Source organism: Rhizobium sp. SJZ105, assembly GCF_007828365.1.
GTDB classification, from domain to species: domain Bacteria; phylum Pseudomonadota; class Alphaproteobacteria; order Rhizobiales; family Rhizobiaceae; genus Agrobacterium; species Agrobacterium tumefaciens.
In genome coordinates this window covers 916,031-933,372 of the sequence record NZ_VIUP01000001.1, presented here as the reverse complement: position 1 = coordinate 933,372, position 17,342 = coordinate 916,031, and the positions used below count along the sequence as shown (strand labels likewise).

Annotated in this window: 12 protein-coding genes; 5 read left to right on the top strand and 7 right to left on the bottom strand. The window is 60.2% G+C overall.

The genetic code is table 11. From position 1 onward, the window contains the following. The first annotated feature begins 140 nt into the window (after positions 1-140). From FB593_RS04645 to FB593_RS04635, 3 genes are all read left to right on the top strand, one after another. Entirely contained in the window at positions 141-899 is a 759-nt protein-coding gene (locus tag FB593_RS04645) for a response regulator transcription factor (protein WP_145166351.1), read from the top strand. A 9-nt stretch (positions 900-908) separates the two neighbouring features. Next, positions 909-2,318, top strand: coding sequence for a sensor histidine kinase (locus FB593_RS04640; RefSeq protein ID WP_113472890.1), 1,410 nt, complete (start codon positions 909-911; stop codon positions 2,316-2,318). Between the two features lie 191 nt (positions 2,319-2,509). Continuing rightward, entirely contained in the window at positions 2,510-2,935 is a 426-nt protein-coding gene (locus FB593_RS04635) for a thiol-disulfide oxidoreductase DCC family protein (protein ID WP_003512153.1), read from the top strand. Positions 2,936-3,048: 113 nt separating this feature from the next. On the opposite strand, the gene FB593_RS04630 is transcribed toward FB593_RS04635, so the two are convergent. Next, positions 3,049-3,912, bottom strand: coding sequence for a MipA/OmpV family protein (locus FB593_RS04630; RefSeq protein WP_162692001.1), 864 nt, complete (start codon positions 3,910-3,912; stop codon positions 3,049-3,051). A gap of 322 nt (positions 3,913-4,234) precedes the next feature. On the opposite strand from FB593_RS04630, the gene FB593_RS04625 reads away from it, so the two are divergent. Then, positions 4,235-7,204 carry a bifunctional [glutamine synthetase] adenylyltransferase/[glutamine synthetase]-adenylyl-L-tyrosine phosphorylase gene (locus tag FB593_RS04625; RefSeq protein ID WP_112289712.1) on the top strand — a complete coding sequence of 990 codons (2,970 nt, stop codon included), beginning with the start codon at positions 4,235-4,237 and terminating at the stop codon, positions 7,202-7,204. Between the two features lie 62 nt (positions 7,205-7,266). Here the strand turns inward: FB593_RS04625 and FB593_RS04620 are convergent, their stop codons facing one another. From FB593_RS04620 to pepN, 3 genes are all read right to left on the bottom strand, one after another. Next, positions 7,267-9,603: a PAS domain-containing sensor histidine kinase gene (locus FB593_RS04620; protein WP_019564062.1), complete on the bottom strand. Its 2,337-nt coding sequence runs from the start codon at positions 9,601-9,603 to the stop codon at positions 7,267-7,269. A 238-nt stretch (positions 9,604-9,841) separates the two neighbouring features. Further along, positions 9,842-10,162 carry a carboxymuconolactone decarboxylase family protein gene (locus tag FB593_RS04615; protein WP_111798950.1) on the bottom strand — a complete coding sequence of 107 codons (321 nt, stop codon included), beginning with the start codon at positions 10,160-10,162 and terminating at the stop codon, positions 9,842-9,844. Between the two features lie 143 nt (positions 10,163-10,305). Beyond that, a complete protein-coding gene (gene pepN / locus FB593_RS04610) occupies positions 10,306-12,954 on the bottom strand; it encodes an aminopeptidase N (protein ID WP_112289714.1) in 2,649 nt (882 codons plus the stop codon). Positions 12,955-13,447: 493 nt separating this feature from the next. Here pepN and FB593_RS04605 point away from each other — a divergent pair, with 493 nt between their 5' ends. Then, positions 13,448-14,386, top strand: a complete 939-nt coding sequence (locus FB593_RS04605; RefSeq protein ID WP_003512165.1) for a DMT family transporter — start codon at positions 13,448-13,450, stop codon at positions 14,384-14,386. 161 nt (positions 14,387-14,547) lie between these two features. Here FB593_RS04605 and FB593_RS04600 read toward each other — a convergent pair whose 3' ends face one another. The 3 genes from FB593_RS04600 to FB593_RS04585 all read right to left on the bottom strand — a co-directional run bounded on the left by FB593_RS04600 (position 14,548) and on the right by FB593_RS04585 (position 17,134). Continuing rightward, a complete protein-coding gene (locus FB593_RS04600; RefSeq protein ID WP_003497027.1) occupies positions 14,548-14,739 on the bottom strand; it encodes a hypothetical protein in 192 nt (63 codons plus the stop codon). Positions 14,740-14,892: 153 nt separating this feature from the next. Continuing rightward, a complete protein-coding gene (locus FB593_RS04590; RefSeq protein WP_003512166.1) occupies positions 14,893-15,792 on the bottom strand; it encodes a uracil-DNA glycosylase in 900 nt (299 codons plus the stop codon). 43 nt (positions 15,793-15,835) lie between these two features. Then, entirely contained in the window at positions 15,836-17,134 is a 1,299-nt protein-coding gene (locus FB593_RS04585; RefSeq protein ID WP_003512167.1) for an Hsp70 family protein, read from the bottom strand. Positions 17,135-17,342 lie beyond the last annotated feature (208 nt).

Below are 17,342 nucleotides of genomic sequence, written 5' to 3'. Positions count from 1 at the left end.
CGGCAGCGGGATCAAGGGCAAGGCCAGCGATAGACCGCGCCCTTGCTACCTCATCCGACCCTTCGGGCCACCTTCCCCCCGGCGGGGGAGAAGACAAGGACCCACAAAGCCGGTCCAGTCAGCACCGAGGAGGAAATCTCATGGAAAACAAGGTTCAGGAAATGTCTGTCGCATCTGTTTCCGGTTGTGCGGAAAAGGGCGAGGGCGCTATTGTCCCGCACATGAAGATTCTTGTTATTGAAGACGATCTCGAGGCTGCGGCCTATATGACCAAGGCGTTCCGGGAAGTCGGTATCGTTGCCGACCACCCCAGCGATGGTGAAAGCGGCCTGTTCATGGGCTGCGAGAATTCCTATGACGTGATGGTGATCGACCGCATGCTGCCGCGCCGCGACGGACTTTCCGTCATCAGCGAGCTGCGCCGGCGCGGCATCGAAACGCCGGTTCTCATTCTTTCGGCGCTTGGGCAGGTGGACGACCGCGTGACCGGCCTGCGTGCCGGCGGCGATGATTATCTGCCCAAACCCTACGCCTTTTCCGAACTTCTCGCACGCATCGAAGTGCTGGGCCGCCGCAAGGGCAAACCCGAACAGGATATGGTCTACCGTGTCGGCGATCTCGAACTTGACCGGCTTTCCCACGATGTCCGGCGCGGTGGCAAGGAAATCCTGTTGCAGCCGCGTGAGTTCCGCCTGCTGGAATATCTCATGAAGAATGCCGGCCAGGTGGTGACCCGCACCATGCTTCTGGAAAACGTCTGGGATTACCATTTCGACCCGCAGACCAATGTCATCGACGTGCATGTGTCCCGCCTTCGTTCGAAGATCGAAAAGGACTTCGAAAAGCCGCTGCTGAAGACCATTCGCGGCGCGGGTTACATGATGAAGGACGAGGGCTGATTGGCGAAAATGGTCCGCCTCAGAATATTGTTCCGGTCAACAGCGGTGCGCCTTTCTGCGCTCTATATCCTGCTGTTTGCGCTCTGCGCCGCCTTTCTGGTCTTTTATGTCACCGCCCTTTCCGAACGGCTGCTGAACCAGCAGACGCGTGACGCGGTGCTGCAGGAAGTGTCGGACGTGCAGCGCATCTACAATCGCGGCGGCATCAACCCGCTGTTGCGGATGATGGAGCGCCGTGCCCGCCAGCCGGGGGCGAGCCTTTACATCATCGCCGGCCCCAATGGCGAAATCCTTGCAGGCAACGTCGCTTCCGTGCAGCCCGGCGTGTTTGACAAGGAGGGCTGGACGGGTTTCCCCTTCCGTTACGAACGTTATTCCGAAAGCGGCGACAGCGTGCAGCATATGGCGACCGCCAATGTCTTCATGCTGGACAACGGCCTGCGCATCCTGATCGGCCGCGATCTCGGCGAACCCACCAAATTCCGGGCGCTGGTGCGCAATGCGCTGATGGTGGCGCTTGCCATCATGAGCGCCGGTGCGCTGCTCATCTGGTTCGGCATCGGCCGCAATGCCTTGAAACGCATCGACCGCATGTCGGCAGCGACCAAGAAGATCATGGCCGGCGATCTTTCGCAGCGCCTGCCGCAGGGCCGCTCCGGCGACGAGTTCGATCGGCTGTCCGGCTCGCTCAATGCCATGCTCGGCCGTATCGAAAAGCTGAACGAGGGCTTGCGGCAGGTGTCCGACAACATCGCCCACGACCTCAAGACACCGCTGACGCGGCTGCGCAACAAGGCGGCCGCCGCATTGGATGACAACGACGAGACGAAACGGCGCGCGGCACTCGAAGGCATCATCGCCGAATCCGACCAGTTGATCCGCACCTTCAATGCATTGTTGATGATTTCCCGCGTCGAGGCCGGCTCCATCGCCGCCGAAATGACCGATGTGGACATGTCGGCAATCGCCGCCGACAGCGCCGAACTTTACGAACCGGTGGCCGAGGACGCGGGACTTACGCTTGAGGCCGAGATCGAACCCGGTCTTTCGGTGCAGGGCAACCGTGAGCTGATCGGCCAGGCGCTTTCAAACCTCATCGACAACGCCATGAAATATGCCTGCGAATGCGAGGGCGACAAAAAACTCATCGTGCGTCTGGTGAGCGAAACGGACGCCATCGTGCTGTCCGTCTCCGATAACGGCCCCGGCATCCCCGCCGACAAGCGCGGCGAGGTGCTGAAACGTTTCGTGCGGCTGGACGAAAGCCGCTCCAAACCCGGCACGGGGCTCGGCCTGTCGCTGGTGGAGGCCGTGATGGAATTGCACGGCGGATCGCTCGCGCTGTCGGACACCGACACTACAAATTCCGTCTGCCCGGGCCTGACCGTCTCGATGATCTTTCCCGTTTCGACCCAGTAAGCCGCGCTGTCCAACGCCGCTGACACCAGCACCGGCTGGTCACCGCTATTTGTGCGGAAATTCGTTCACCTCCGAGAAATAATCGTCTCTCGAGATTGAATTGAAAGATGATCGGAAGAATATCTTATAAGGTTCTACAGCTGCACTTTATGAGGGGATCGCATCGCGATCGGCAAAAGGACTTATGATTGATGGCAAACATGGCCCCCTTGGTCGGCGACCACCATGGACCGATCATTCTGTTCGATGCCGAATGTGTGCTGTGTTCGGTGAATGCGCAATTCGTACTGCGGCATGACAAGGCCGGATATTTCCGGCTGGCCTCCATGCAGGGAGCCGTCGGCACGGAAATCTACCGGCGGCACGGAATGGACCCCAAAAATCCGGTCAGCCTGCTCGTCGTCGATGGCGAGAGGGTGCGACAGGACAGCGACGGTGTTCTTGCGATCTATGAGGCGCTTGGCATGCCCTGGCGGCTGCTTGGCATGTTGCGCATAATTCCCGCATTTCTGCGTGATCCCGTCTATCGTTTTGTCGCCCGCAATCGCTACCGTTGGTTCGGAAAACGTGCGCAATGCTGGGTGGCGCCGCCGGAATACAGGGACAGGATTCTCTGAACTTAGCGACGATCCTCCGCCCAGGGCAGGCGACAATTTCAGGTGGCGGTACAGACACGTGACGGCGTTGCGGAGATGGTTACGCATCCCCGCAATGCCACATCGCCATCGGCTCAGAACGTATAAGCCACGCCAATCATCGCGAAGGGCTGGATGTCCTTCTTGGAGAGCGGGCTGTCCTTGGCATCGCCCAGCAGGAAGCCAACACCGCCGGCGCCGGTGATCGACCAGTTCTCGGTCATAAGATAAGTGAGGGAGGCGCTGGCGTCGATGCGCTTGAAGCCTGCCTTGGCGTCATAGCGGCGCAGGCCGGAACGGGCGGATTGGGCCGAGGTGACGCCGAAATAGGATTTCATGTGCTTGTCGTCCGCCCAGGTGGCGGAGAGGTCCGCGCCAAGGATGAACTGGTCGACTTTGTGCGAAACGCTGGCGCCGACGGTTGCGGTCAACCCTTCGCTCCCGCTGATGGTCTTGTCCACCTTCGCATAGACCTCGAAGGGATCGATGCCATAAGCGATAACACCGCCGACCACGCCGCCCGCCTTGATGTCACCCATTCCGCGAAGATTTTTCTTGTCGTCCTTTTCCTTGCGCCCGGCTTCCCAGCCGCCCTTGACGCCCAGTCTGAAGCCGTTGCTGTTCAGCAGGTTTACGGTGACGCCGCTGAAATCGATGCTCAGCGTATCTCCATACTCAACGGAAACCAGGGGAACCGCGCCTGCTTCCAGCTTGTCCGAGCCCTCATATTTGGGAGCGTAGGCAGCACCCACGCCAAGTGTGATTTTCCACTCACTGGAACTGCTGTAGCGGGCATTGTCGAAATCGCCCTGCGGTTCGGCGAACCTGTCCGATTTGCCGAGATCGGCAGCGAGGACGGGCGTGCAGATGCCCTGCGCCAGGGGCAGCGCGGTCAGGCACAACGCCATTGCACGCAGGTTCTTTTGCCATTTCACTGTAAAAATCTGTTTCATGATCATATCCGTTGCAGCATCAAGCGTTGCAAAACCTGGGAGTCGGGTTTCGTTGAGCAGGACGCTACGTGGGCATAATTGCCGAGACATTACGCGAGATTGCCGGCCACGACTGAAATGGCGCTTCCGCAGGCCAGACCGCGGAAAAGATCGGCAAAAACGGTTTTCCTGATCGCAAAGCGCCACGCATTTGTTACAACGCGGAGTGTATGCGCCCGGAAGCTTCGACAATGCGTGGCGGCAGGACGATTTTGCGGGGAGCGATCCTTCCTGAGAATCAGGCAGGTCGAAGCGCAAGGATGGGTCGCTCGGGAGAGGGAGAGAGACAGTGACGAAACGGGAAACCGCTGAAAGGCGGCTGAGCGAGGTTCTGCCGGGAGTTATCCGCCCCTATACGCAGACGGAACTGAAATCCGTTCTCTCCACGCTGAAGGATATCGCCAAGGGCGAGCCAGCTGTGGCCGCGCTTCTTGCCGCCGAAAGCCCGCTGAAGGACTTCATCGCTGCGGCTTTCACGCTGTCGCCCTATCTGCGCGACATGGCCGCGGCGGATGAGGGGCTGCTGACGCTCGCGATTTCGAAGCCGCTGGAGCCACTACTGGCCGATCTCGTCCGTGAAGCGCGCGATTGCTGGAAGCCGGGGCAAGAGGGCGGCGTGCCCGTCGAAAACGAGGTGATGTCGCGCTTGAGGATCGCCAAGCGTCGGCTTTCCTTCGTCGCAGCGCTTGCCGATCTTGCGCGCATCTTCACCGCCCGCGATACCACGCGCTGGCTGAGCGACATGGCGGATGCTTCGCTGTCGGCCGCCATCGACCACCTGCTGCTTGTCGGCCATGAGACCGGCAAGCTCAAACTTAAGAACGTTGCCGCGCCAAGCGAAGGTTCCGGCCTGATCGTGCTTGGCATGGGCAAGCTCGGCGCGCGCGAACTGAACTATTCCTCGGACATCGACGCAGTGGTGTTCTTTGAACCCTCTGCCGGCATTATCGATGATCCCTATGCTGCGACAGAGAATTTCGGCCGCATGATGCGCCGCCTCGTGCGTATCATGCAGGAACGCACGGCAGACGGTTACGTCTTCCGCACCGATTTGAGGCTCCGGCCAGACCCCGGCTCGACGCCGCTCGCCATTCCCGTGGAAGCGGCGCTGCTTTATTACGAGGGCAGGGGCCAAAACTGGGAACGCGCCGCCTATATCAAGGCGCGGCCGGTGGCCGGCGATCTGAAGGCCGGCGACAATTTCCTGCGCGAACTGACGCCTTTCATCTTCCGCAAATATCTAGATTACGCGGCGATTGCCGATATTCACTCCATCAAGCGGCAGATCCATGCGCATAAGGGCCATGGCGCGATTGCGGTTAAGGGCCATAACGTCAAGCTCGGACGCGGCGGCATTCGCGAGATCGAGTTCTTCGCGCAGACGCAGCAGCTGATCGCCGGCGGCCGTATGCCGGCGCTCAGGGTCCGCGCGACGCAGGAGGCGCTGGCGGCGCTCACCGAAGCGAAATGGATCGATGCCGAAACGCGCGACAGCCTGACTGACGCCTACTGGTTCCTGCGCGAAGTGGAACACCGCATTCAGATGGTGCGCGATGAGCAGACCCACGTGCTGCCCGACACCGAAACCGAACTGAAGCGCATTGCCTTCATGCTCGGTTTTGAAGATACCAAGGCGTTTTCCGAGAAGCTGGAAAAGGTGCTGCGGCTGGTGGAGCGCCGTTATTCGGCGCTGTTCGAACAGGAGACGAAACTCTCCGGTGAGGCAGGCAATCTGGTCTTCACTGGCCAGAAGGACGATCCAGATACGCTGAAAACCCTTTCAGCACTTGGTTTTCAGCGGCCGGAGGATATTTCCCGCGTCATCCGCACCTGGCACAATGGCCGGTACCGGGCAACGCAATCGGTCGAGGCACGCGAGCGGCTGACGGAGCTGACGCCGGATCTGCTGCGCGCCTTTGGCGAAAGCAAGCGGGCGGATGAGGCGCTGCTGCGCTTTGATAATTTCCTCTCCGGGCTACCGGCGGGCATCCAGCTCTTCTCGCTGCTCGGCAACAATCAGGCGCTGCTGTCGCTGCTGGTGACGATCATGTCGTCGGCCCCGCGCCTTGCCGAAATCATCGCCGCCCGCCCGCATGTTTTTGACGGCATGCTGGACCCGGCGCTGATGAGTGACATCCCGACGCGCGAATATCTTGCCCAGCGCATGGGCAATTTCCTTTCCAACGCCCGCCACTACGAGGATATTCTAGACCGGCTCCGTATTTTCGCCGCCGAGCAGCGCTTTCTCATCGGCGTGCGGCTTTTGACAGGCGCGATTCGTGGCGAGATCGCCGCCCGCGCCTTCACACATCTTGCCGATCTGGTTATTGAAGCGGCCCTGAATGCCGTTCTCTCGGAGATGGAGACGGCACATGGGCCATATCCGGGCGGGCGCGTGGCCGTGATGGGCATGGGCAAGCTCGGCTCCTTCGAGCTGACCGCGGGTTCGGATGTCGACCTCATTCTCCTCTACGATTACGACGATGCCGCCCATGAATCGACCGGCGCAAAACCGCTCGATGTGGTGCGTTACTTCACTCGCGTCACCCAAAGGCTGATTGCCGCACTATCGGCACCCACAGCCGAGGGCGTGCTTTACGAGGTGGACATGCGGCTTCGCCCCTCCGGCAACAAGGGGCCGGTGGCGACGCGCATTTCCGCTTTTGAGAAATACCAGCGCGAGGAAGCCTGGACCTGGGAACATATGGCGCTTTCCCGCGCTCGCCTGATCTGTGGCGAAGCCTCGCTGATGGAAGATGCGCGCGGCATCATCGCCTCGGTACTGTCCCAGAAGCGCGATGTGGCGAAAGTCTCAGCCGATGTGCTGGAAATGCGAAGTCTCATTGAACAGGAAAAGCCGCCGGAAAACATCTGGGATTTCAAGCTCATCAATGGTGGGCTGATCGACCTCGAATTCATCGCCCAATATCTGGCTTTGGTCGGTCCCGCCAAGGGTCTCCAGCCGCACGAACCGGGTCGTAACACGGCAGAGGCATTGCAGGTGCTGGCCGCCCCGGTGATGGAGCAGCAATCCTTCGACGACTGCATGGCGGCGACTGCGCTTTACACCGAGATATCGCAGATCGTGCGGCTGTGCATCGACGGCGCTTTCAATCCGAAGGAAGCGCCTGCCGGTCTTATCGATCTGGTTTGCCGGGCCGGGGATTGCCCGGATATTTCCACGTTGGAGGGCGAGGTGAAGCGGCTGGCGAAGGTTGTCAGGAAGGCGTTTGTGGCAACGGTGAAGAATGGCGGGTGATGGTGGGTATCGCGCGTTCTGCCTTCACTTACTGCAACCCAGCGGGCACAGCCCGATATTCCTCAATGCACCGTGCCACAGCACCCTGCCGCATGCGGGATGATAATCGTTACTACTGTGCCTCTGCCTTCGCAGGAGCGGATTTTCATCGTGCCGCCATGCAGCCTGACGAGCGAGCGCGAGATGGCGAGCCCGAGGCCCGAGCCGCCCTGGCTTTTGGCGTATTGGCTCTGCACCTGCTCGAAGGGCTGGCCAATCTTGTCGAGCGCCTCGGCGGGAATGCCGATGCCGGTATCGGCGATGGTGAGGATCATGGCGGCCTGATGCACATGGGTGCGCAGCGCTACGCGGCCGCCATTACCGGTGAACTTCACGGCATTGGACAGAAGGTTGAGCATGATCTGCTTCATGGCGCGGCGGTCGCCCTGCATCGTCAGCCCGGCGCAGACCTTCTGCTGCACGGTGATGTTCTTCTGTTCCGCCTGGATGGCGGTCAGCCGCAGGGTTTCCTCGATAAGCGGCGCGAGATCGATTGTCTCGCGGTTGATCCGCATATGGCCCGCTTCGATCTTGGACATATCCAGAATGTCGTTGATGACATTTAGGAGGTGCTTGCCGCTGTCGTGGATATCCCGGGCATATTCGGAATATTTCGGCGAGCCAACCGGCCCGAACATCTCGTTTTGCAGGATGTCGGAAAAGCCGAGAATGGCGTTGAGCGGCGTGCGCAGTTCATGGCTCATATTGGCGAGGAATTCGGACTTTGCGAGGTTTGCCGCCTGGGCGCGCTCTTTTTCGGCGAGATAATTGGCGTTGGCGTCCGAAAGCTCCGTCTTCTGCCGCTCCAGCTTATGCTGCGAGGCGGAAAGATCGCCGATGGTGGCCATCAGCCGGCGTTCGGAGTCACGTAGGCGCTCCTGATGGCGCTTCAGAAGCGTAATGTCGGTGCCGACGGAGACGAGGCCGCCGTCACGGGTGCGGCGTTCATTGATCTGTAGCCAGCGATCATCGGCAAGCTGCACTTCCGTCATGCGCGAAAGGCCAGACTGATCGGGGTCCGCAACGCGCCGCTCCACAACCGGGCGTGCCGCAGCCGCCTGCACGGCGCTCTTTTCGGTGCCCGCTACCAGAACGCTGTCCGGCAGGCCGTAAGCCTTCTGGTAATGGGTGTTGCACATGACGAGACGGTCATTCTTGTCCCATAGCACGAAGGCTTCCGAGGTGGATTCGATGGCGTCTGCAAGGCGCTGGTCTGCCTCGGCATAACGTTGCGCAAGGCGGTGCTGCTCAGTCACGTCCATGGCGATGCCGATGACGCGCGGGCCGTTATTGGTGCGGATGACCTGGGCGCGGGCGCGCAGCCAGACATAGTGGCCTTTCGCGTGGCGCATGCGAAAGATCTGGTCGATCTGGCGCAGATCACCGCAGCCGACAGCACGGGCAAGCTCGTAGAGGTTTCCATCTTCGGAATGCATCATGCGCGCCGCATCCGAAAAGGACAGCGGTGCGGCCTTCGGCGGTCTGCCGAGGATTTCGTAGAGCGAGCCGGACCAGAACATGCGCCGCGTGGAAAGATCGAAGTCCCACAGGCCGCAGCGGCCACGTGACAGCGCCGTCTCCACCCGCAGGTTCGATTCAGCGAAGATGTCGTCAGCGTCGCGGGCGCGTTTGACCTGCATGTAATAGGCGTAGAGCACGACGAGAAGGATCGAGGAGATTCCGGCAAACAGCGTCACGTTCATGGCGATTTCGCTGCGCCAGAAAGAACGGATCGGCTCAAGCGAGCGCGCCGCGATGACCATGCCTCCATCGTCGCCGAAGGGGATCATCGTCGCATAATGCGGCTGGTTGTCGATATTCGTTTCGATGGTGCCGGGCGCGCCGGGAAAACGCTGAACAATGGCGATTTCGGGAAGCAAAGCCGGCAGGGAGGTGCCGATATAAAGCGTGGCGCCCTTGCCGGCGCCGGCGAAAATCCGGCCGTTGCTGCCCGACAGAAGCACCATGGTGCCATCAGCAAGGCTGCCCGAAGGCAGCGCTGCGGCAAGGCTCGCCTCCGCGCGGGTGCGCTCTTGCGAGGCAAAGACAATACCGTTGTTGATAAGGGCTGCTTTGGCCGTCAGCGCTGTCAGTGCGGTAGAGTGGCGGGCTGCCTCTTCCATGCGGCTATATTCGGCAACGATGCCCAGCATGCGTGACGCCGCGATGACGACGAGAAATGCAAGAATGAGAATGGGAATGAGGCGCTTCAGCAGGGTCTCGACCTGCGGCATCGGGCGGTCGGAGCCGTTCATCAAACCCATCAGGTCGCTGGAAAGCCTTTCGCCCCAGGCCGCAAGATCAGAAAATTTGGCATACGGCCGCTCATCGCCCGCAGTCGCCCGCCGCACGTTCGTCATTGTCCCGCCTTCAAGATATCCCCACTGATTCGAAGCGCCGCCGCTCGAATATGCATAGTGAATCAAATGCGATTCGCCGTGTCCAGAGGCAAAAGTTAAAAGAATTTTAACCCCTTGAACCGACTCCGTATTTTTTCGGGACAGCGCGTTACGGTCTGCACAGCGGCGGCGGGCATTGGAAAAACCGACACCCGGATGGCCGGTCTGGGACGTTCCGGTGTGTTACGGCCGGTGGTTCTCAAGCCCTGTCGAAAGCTTCGAGAGCAGGTCCAAGTGCGCCGAGAACGCCGTTTCCGGCGGCAGGAAGCCCGGTCAGCACCGCGCTGATGATATCGTCACGGCTTGCGCCATGCGCTTTGGCTTCCAGCACATGAAATTCCACACCGCCTTCAAGCCGCAGTGCGGCGAGAATGCCGATATAGACCAGGCATTGCGTCTTGGCATCCAGCGTGGACGCCGCACCCAGCCCCTGCACGGCCTGAAGCCAGACAGCCTGATGGGCCGGGGCCTCGGTGATGAAACGCTGGAACGAATTGCTGGTGTTGGAAATATCCGTCATCTGAAGTCCCTTTCCGCTTGCGGCCGCGTTCCGGCCTGTCGCTGACGATTGTGTCGCGCAATGCGTTGCGCCGCCTTGACGGAAATCAAGACGGCGCACACGCATTGTCCGGAATAGGGGAGTTGGCGAATGTTCGCCGGGTATTATCCTTTCAGAATACGCCCGACGATATCGCTGACATCCGTCGAAAGACCTTTTGCTTCGGCGATCGTCGAAAGTGCTGCCTTGGCGTGTTCGGCGCGGCTTGCTTCCAGCGACCGCCAGGAGCGCATGGAGGTGAGAATGCGCGCGGCAAGCTGCGGGTTACGCTTGTCGATGGCTATGATCTGCTCGGCGAGGAACCGGTAGGCGGCACCATCGGCGCGGTGGAAACCGGTCGGGTTGGAGAAGGCGAGCGTGCCCACCAGCGACCGTACCCGGTTGGGATTGGAGGCGATGAAGTGTTTCGACGTCATCAGCGCCTTGATACGTTCCAGCGCGCCGTCGCCGGGAATGGCGGCCTGCAGCGAGAACCATTTGTCGAGAACCAGCGCATTGTCGGCAAAGCGGGCTTCGAAGGCGGCAAGCGCCTCTTTTGTCTCCGTGCTGTCGGGGAAACGTTGGGTCAGTACACCAAGCGCATGCGCAAGATCGGTCATGTTGGTGGCGCTGGCATAGGCCTTTGCCGCCCTGTCAGGCGTTCCCTCGGCGAAAGCAAGGAAGCTCAACGCGCCGTTGCGAAGCGAACGCCGTCCGGCGCTGTCGGCATCGGGGCTGTAGGCTTCACCATTTCCGTCACTGTCGGCGAGCCGGCGGAGCGTTTCGAGACCGGCCGTGGCAATGGCCTTGATCGTCGCGTTGCGGGCCTTGTGGATGGCGTCCGGGTCGGTATTGCCGCCCAGTTCGCGAGCGATGTCCGTTTCGCTCGGCAGCGCCAGCGCCTGTGCCCGGAAAGCGGGTTCAAGCGAAGCGTCGCCGACGATTTCGATCAACGTTGCGATGAGGTCGGCGTCCGAGCGTACTTCTTGGCCGTTCTGCACGGCCTTGGTAGCGGCAATCAGCGCCGGCAAAGCGAGATCGGTAAGCGCCTGGAAACGGGCAAACATATCCGTCTCGTGCCGGGCAACCTGCACCAGATCGGCAGCACTCTGTTCGAAATGCAGGTTGATCGGCGCCGAGAAGCTGCGGTTGAGCGACAGCACTGGGCGCGATGAAATGCCGGAGAAGGAGAATGTCTGGTTGCGTTCGGTCAGATGCAGCACGCCGTCGCGGTATTCTCCGCCCGTGACAGCCTGCGGCTCGGCGATCTGGCCATTGTCGAGAATCAGCGCCAGCGACAGCGGAATATGACGCGGTTGCTTCACCGGTTGGCCGGGCGTTGGTGCGACGGTCTGTTCCAGCGTCAGCCTGAAGGTCGCCTTGGCGGCATCGTAGGCGGAAGAAACGGAGACGAGCGGCGTGCCGGCCTCGGTGTACCACAGCGAAAACTGCGACAGGTCGCGGCCGCTGGCATCGGCAAAACTCTTGACGAAATCCTCAACAGTCGCCGCTTCGCCGTCATGACGTTCGAAATAAAGGTCCATGCCTTTCTTGAAGTCGTCTTCGCCAAGGATCGTGGCGATCATGCGGGTGACTTCGGCGCCCTTTTCATAAACGGTCGTCGTGTAGAAGTTGTTGATTTCGCGATAGGTATCGGGGCGTGGTGGATGGGCCAGCGGACCGGAATCCTCTGGAAACTGCTCCGATTTCAGGTGACGCACATCGGCGATGCGCTTGACCGGGCGCGAGCGCATATCGGCGGAAAATTCCTGGTCGCGATAGACCGTCAGGCCTTCTTTCAGGCACAGCTGAAACCAGTCGCGGCAGGTGATGCGGTTGCCGGTCCAGTTGTGGAAATATTCATGCGCGATGATGCGCTCGATATTGGCGTAGTCCGCGTCGGAGGCAGTTTCCGGGTCGGCCAGCACGAATTTGTCGTTGAAGACGTTGAGACCCTTGTTCTCCATCGCGCCCATGTTGAAATCGGACACGGCGACGATCATGAAGATATCGAGGTCGTATTCACGGCCGAAGCGTTCCTCATCCCACTTCATCGAGCGCTTCAGCGCATCCATGGCATAGGCCGCGCGCGGCTCCTTGCCATGCTCGACATAGATCTTCAGCGCCACTTCGCGGCCGGAAAGGGTGGTGAACGTGTCTTCCACCACGCCGAGATCGCCGGCGACAAGCGCAAAGAGATAGCTGGGTTTCGGGTGCGGATCGAACCAGGCTGCAAAGTGGCGGCCTTCATCGTAATTGCCGCCGCCGAGGAAGTTGCCGTTCGACAACAGCAGGGGATTGCCCTCCTTCGCGGCGATGATCGTCACCGTATAGGGTGCCAGAACATCGGGCCGGTCCGGGAAATAGGTGATGCGGCGGAAACCTTCCGCCTCGCACTGGGTGCAATAAACGCCGTTGGTGCGGTAAAGCCCCATCAGCTGCGTATTGACCTGCGGATTGATGTAATTGGTGACACAGATCTCGAAGGGCGTCTCCGCAGGCAGATCGCGGATCGTCAGGCTATCAGGCGTCGCGTCATATTGGCTTGCGGGAATGTCCACCTGATCGAGCAGCAGGCCCGAAAGCGTCAACTCGTCGCCATCGAGAACGAGCGGCGCTGACACATCGACGCCCTCTCGGCGATGAAAGATCAGACGGGCTTCGACCTTGGTATTCTTGGGGTCGAGTTCGAAGGTGAGATCCACCCGCTCCAGAACGAAATCGGTGGGGCGGTAATCTGCCAGGTGAACGATCTGGCCCGTGTCTGTTCGCATGACTGTTCCTGAATAACTTTGTCGTTGTCCTCCGGGCATCATGTCGTCATAAAGCCCGGATGTAAAATAGGTAGAGTATTCGTCACAATCATGTGCGCATCGGGAGGACGTTCTGTCCTGCCATGGAAGGCTTTGCCGGCCCTGCAGACGATTCTGTCGCTGCCGGACCTGCGGACCATGTCAGCAAATGTTGAACGATTGCTGAAATTGTATTTTATTTTCTTCAAATTTTAGCGCGTGTCGCTTTTGGTCTGATTCTCACGTCGCCATCAGGGCTGAAGGCCTGAACAATGGGGGTGAGGAGGCCCCAAGCCGGGGAAAGCAATCCTGCGCCTCACCAGATCAACGGAATTCATGGGTAAATAACATTTTTTGTTGTAAAGCGCTTCGGGAATGCTCTAGCCTTGTGCAAATCCAATTCCCCCGCGTCGTCCTCCCCCGCATGAACAATCTCCCGATGGCGTGTTTGCGCAGCCGATATGAGTAACTGCCGATGAACGCCGAACCGACAAATCCCTTTCGGGGGATAAGCCTGAAGCTGATTTCGGTTGGCTTTTTTCTGGTGATGCAGACTTGTATCAAGGCCTCCGGTCCCGATGTGCCGGCCGGTCAGATCACTTTCTTCCGCTCCGCTTTCGCCATCATCCCCATCGTCGTTTATCTTGCCTGGCTGCATGCGCTAACGAGCGCGCTGCACACCAACAATCTCATCGGCCATTTCAAGCGCGGGTTTCTCGGCATTCTCTCCATGGCCTGCGGGTTTTACGGGCTGACGCTGCTGCCGTTGCCGGAATTCATTGCCATCGGTTATGCCTCACCGCTGCTGGCCGTCGTGTTCGCCGCCTTCATCCTGCGCGAGAAGGTGCGCATCTACCGCTGGAGCGCGGTTTTCGTTGGCATGATGGGCGTGCTGGTTATCCTGTGGCCGAAGATGACCCTGTTGCGTGAAGGCGGTTTTGCCGCGGGCGAGGGGCTGGGCGCGATTGCCGTGCTATGCGGGGCAGCACTTGGCGGTCTCGCAATGATCCAGGTGCGGCAACTGGTGGAAACGGAAAAGACGCCGACCATCGTTCTCTATTTCTCGCTGACGGCTACCTTGCTGTCGCTCGTCAGCGTACCCTTCGGCTGGAGCGCTCTGGATACCAAGCAGGCCGTGCTGTTGATCACCAGCGGCATTTGTGGCGGCGTTGCACAGATCTTCCTGACGGAGAGCTATCGCCACGCGGAGGTCTCCACTATCGCGCCCTTCGAATACAGCTCCATCGTTTTCGGGATAGCGGTCTCCTATATCCTGTTCGGAGACATTCCAACGCTCACCATGCTGATCGGCACGGCAATCGTGATTTTCGCCGGCATCTTCATCATTTTCCGCGAGCACCAGCTGGGCCTGGCGAGACGCGCGGCACGCAAGGCCTCCACGCCGCAGGGGTGACGCACCAAATTTGGCCGAGGTCGCAAACATGCGGCATCGTCGGCGCCAGAGCCGTTGTCGTGTCGGCGCCTAGTCCCGCAAATGCAAAAGGCGCCTTCCCGAAGAAAGACGCCAGCGCGCAATCAAAGATATGGACCGGTTTTACACCGGCCTGAGTGCTCTCAGCGCTCGCGGAAATCCGCAAAGACAGCTGCAGGACGTGTCACGCGAACCTGCTGCATGGCAGCACGTGCGGTCATCTGTTCGTTAGCGGCAGCGCCGAAACGATGGTAACCCTGACTGGAGCGAGGGCCGAGGCCCGCCAGTCGGAGCGTTTCAAAGCCGGAATGTACCGGACGGAAGCGAGTGGTCATTGCCTTGGTTCCTTAAACCGAATTCCTCCCAAGACACAGGCTGGCTTATCGCAGTGCAGCATGGATTCGGCAAGCCGGGTCAGCGCGCCGCTGTTATGCGTAATACGCATGGCTTTTTTCATACTTCGTTTACTCTGACTAAGAATCAGGCAATCAGCCTTCGGAGATTTTTGCCTGAAACGCCAATAAATCCTGCCATGCCAATGACTTACTGGCAGGTGCGTTTAGAAGTTCCTGCGGATGCAGGCTCGCCAGCGCCGGTAAAACCAGGTGCCCGGCTGCGACATCACGCCACTGTCCGCGCAGCGTATGGATCGTTCCGGTGCCGCCGAAAAAGAAACGTGCGGTCAAGTTGCCAAGAAGCAACAGGTGTTTCGGCTCCGCAAGTGCGATCTGGCGCTCGATGAAGGGGCGGCAGATATCCATTTCGGCCTGAGTCGGCGGGCGGTTGCCCGGTGGACGCCAGGGCACGACATTGCCGAGCATGATGCGTGCGCGGTCAAGGCCGATAGCGGCCAGCATACGGTCGAGCAGCAGCCCGGTCTTGCCGGCAAAAAGCTGGCCCTCGCGGTCGTCATCCGCATCCGGCATCGGGCCGATCACCATGACGGCGCAAGCAGGGTCGCCTTCGGTGAATACCGTGTTGCGGGCGCTGTTCTTGAGGTTGCAGCCGCTGAAACCCTCAAGCGCGATTTTCAGTTCGGAAAGCGACCTTGCGCTTTCAGCCGCAAAACGGGCAGCCGCCACGGCCTGTTCGTCCGGCATGGCAACATTCTGCTGAAGTGCCGGAGCAGGCGGCGCGCCTCTCGTCGGCGCGCTGCGACCTGCCGTCTGCCGCTGCGGAGCATCGGCACGACGCTCCGTGCCGCTGTCCATCTGGTGTGCGGGCGCAGAACTTTCCTGACGCGCTGCCGGTCGGGCAGGGCGGGAGGCGGCAAATTCGGCGAAACGGTCAACAGGTCCGTCTTCCAGCAACCAGTCCACGCCCGCATCCGCATGGAAATGCAGAAGCGCGGCGAGTTCGGCCGGGGAGAGGTCGTGAGCGGCGATCATGGGGTGAAATTATCCCATGTTCCCCGCCCGGGGAACCCGTAAATCACGCTGTCCAGCGCTGAATGTCACCGCTTTCGCCGATCATGGCCAAACCATGGGCAATCGAGAGCAACTCGCCGCCGGTTTCGATCCGGTCCGCGTCGAAACGACGGGTGAAAAGCTCGCGCACCGCCGGCACGAAGGAGGTGCCGCCGGTGAGGAACACCTTGTCGATTGCCTCAGGCGCGACTTGCGTCTTCTCCAGAACCTCGTCCAGCGCGCCCTCGATCTTGGCGAGGTCGTCGGCGATCCAGTTGTTGAAATCGCTGCGCTTGACCATTTTGCGACCGGCCTTGCCGAGCGGCGCGAAGTTGAATTCCGCTTCTTCGGCCGAGGACAGCGCCATCTTGGTGGCGGAAATCGACTGATAAAGCGGATAACCCTCGTCATGCTCCACGAGATCGATGAAAAGTTCGAGCTTGTCCGGCTCCAGCGCCGAGCGCACCAGCGATTTCAGATCGGTGAATTCTTTCGAGGTCTTGAAGATAGACAGCTGGTTCCAGCGACCGAAATTCACGTAGTAGCCGGAAGGCACGTCCAGCACCTTGTCGAAGCTCTTGAACTTGCTGCCCTTGCCGATTTCCGGCGAGACCAGATTGTCGATCATGCGGAAGTCGAAATGGTCACCGGCGACACCGACGCCGGAATGGCCGATGGGGGTGGCGGAAAGTTTGCCGGCATGGGTCTCGAAGCGGATCAGCGAATAGTCGGTGGTGCCGCCGCCGAAATCCGCCACCAGCACATTGGCGTCCTTCTTCAGGCTCTGGGCGAAATAATAGGCGGCCGCCACCGGCTCGTAGACATAGTGGATTTCCGGAAAACCGGCACGCGTCAGCGCTTCGTTGTAGCGGGAGAGCGCCAGCGTCTCATCCGGATTGCTGCCGGCGAAACGCACGGGGCGACCGGCGATGACGGTCGAGACGTCGCTTGGCCACTCTGCGCCCGCATAGGTTTTCAGCTTGCGCAGGAACACGTCCATCAAATCCTCGAAGCTCTGGCGCTTGGCGAAGATCAACGTGCCCTGAAAGAGCGGCGAGGCCGCAAATGTCTTGATCGACTGCAGGAAGCGGCAATCGCCCGCATTGTCGATGAATTGCCTGATGGCAGCGTGGCCCGCTTCCACGTGCAGGGCAGCCGCACCAAGGCCCGAATCCTTCATGAAGGAGAGCGCGGTGCGCATGCTGTCATCCGTGCCCGCGCTGCTGGTAAACTGCATGGAGCGGCTTTCGCCGCCGCCGTCGGAAAGAGCCATGACCGTGTTGGTCGTGCCGAAATCGAGGCCCAGTGCCCGCTTTTGCGTCATCGCCATATCCTTGTCGCCGATAGAAATGCTCGCCCGGCCCAAAGGCGGCCCGGCGTGAGAATAAGGGACGCATTTGGCATCCCGATGTCAGAGGAGGGCGGTTGATTGCACAGGCCCGGCAGAATGGCAAGCGCCACTTCTCGGTTTATTAAAACATTAGAATAAAGTAATTTTCCGTTATAAATACAGTTTCGCCATGCAAATTAAA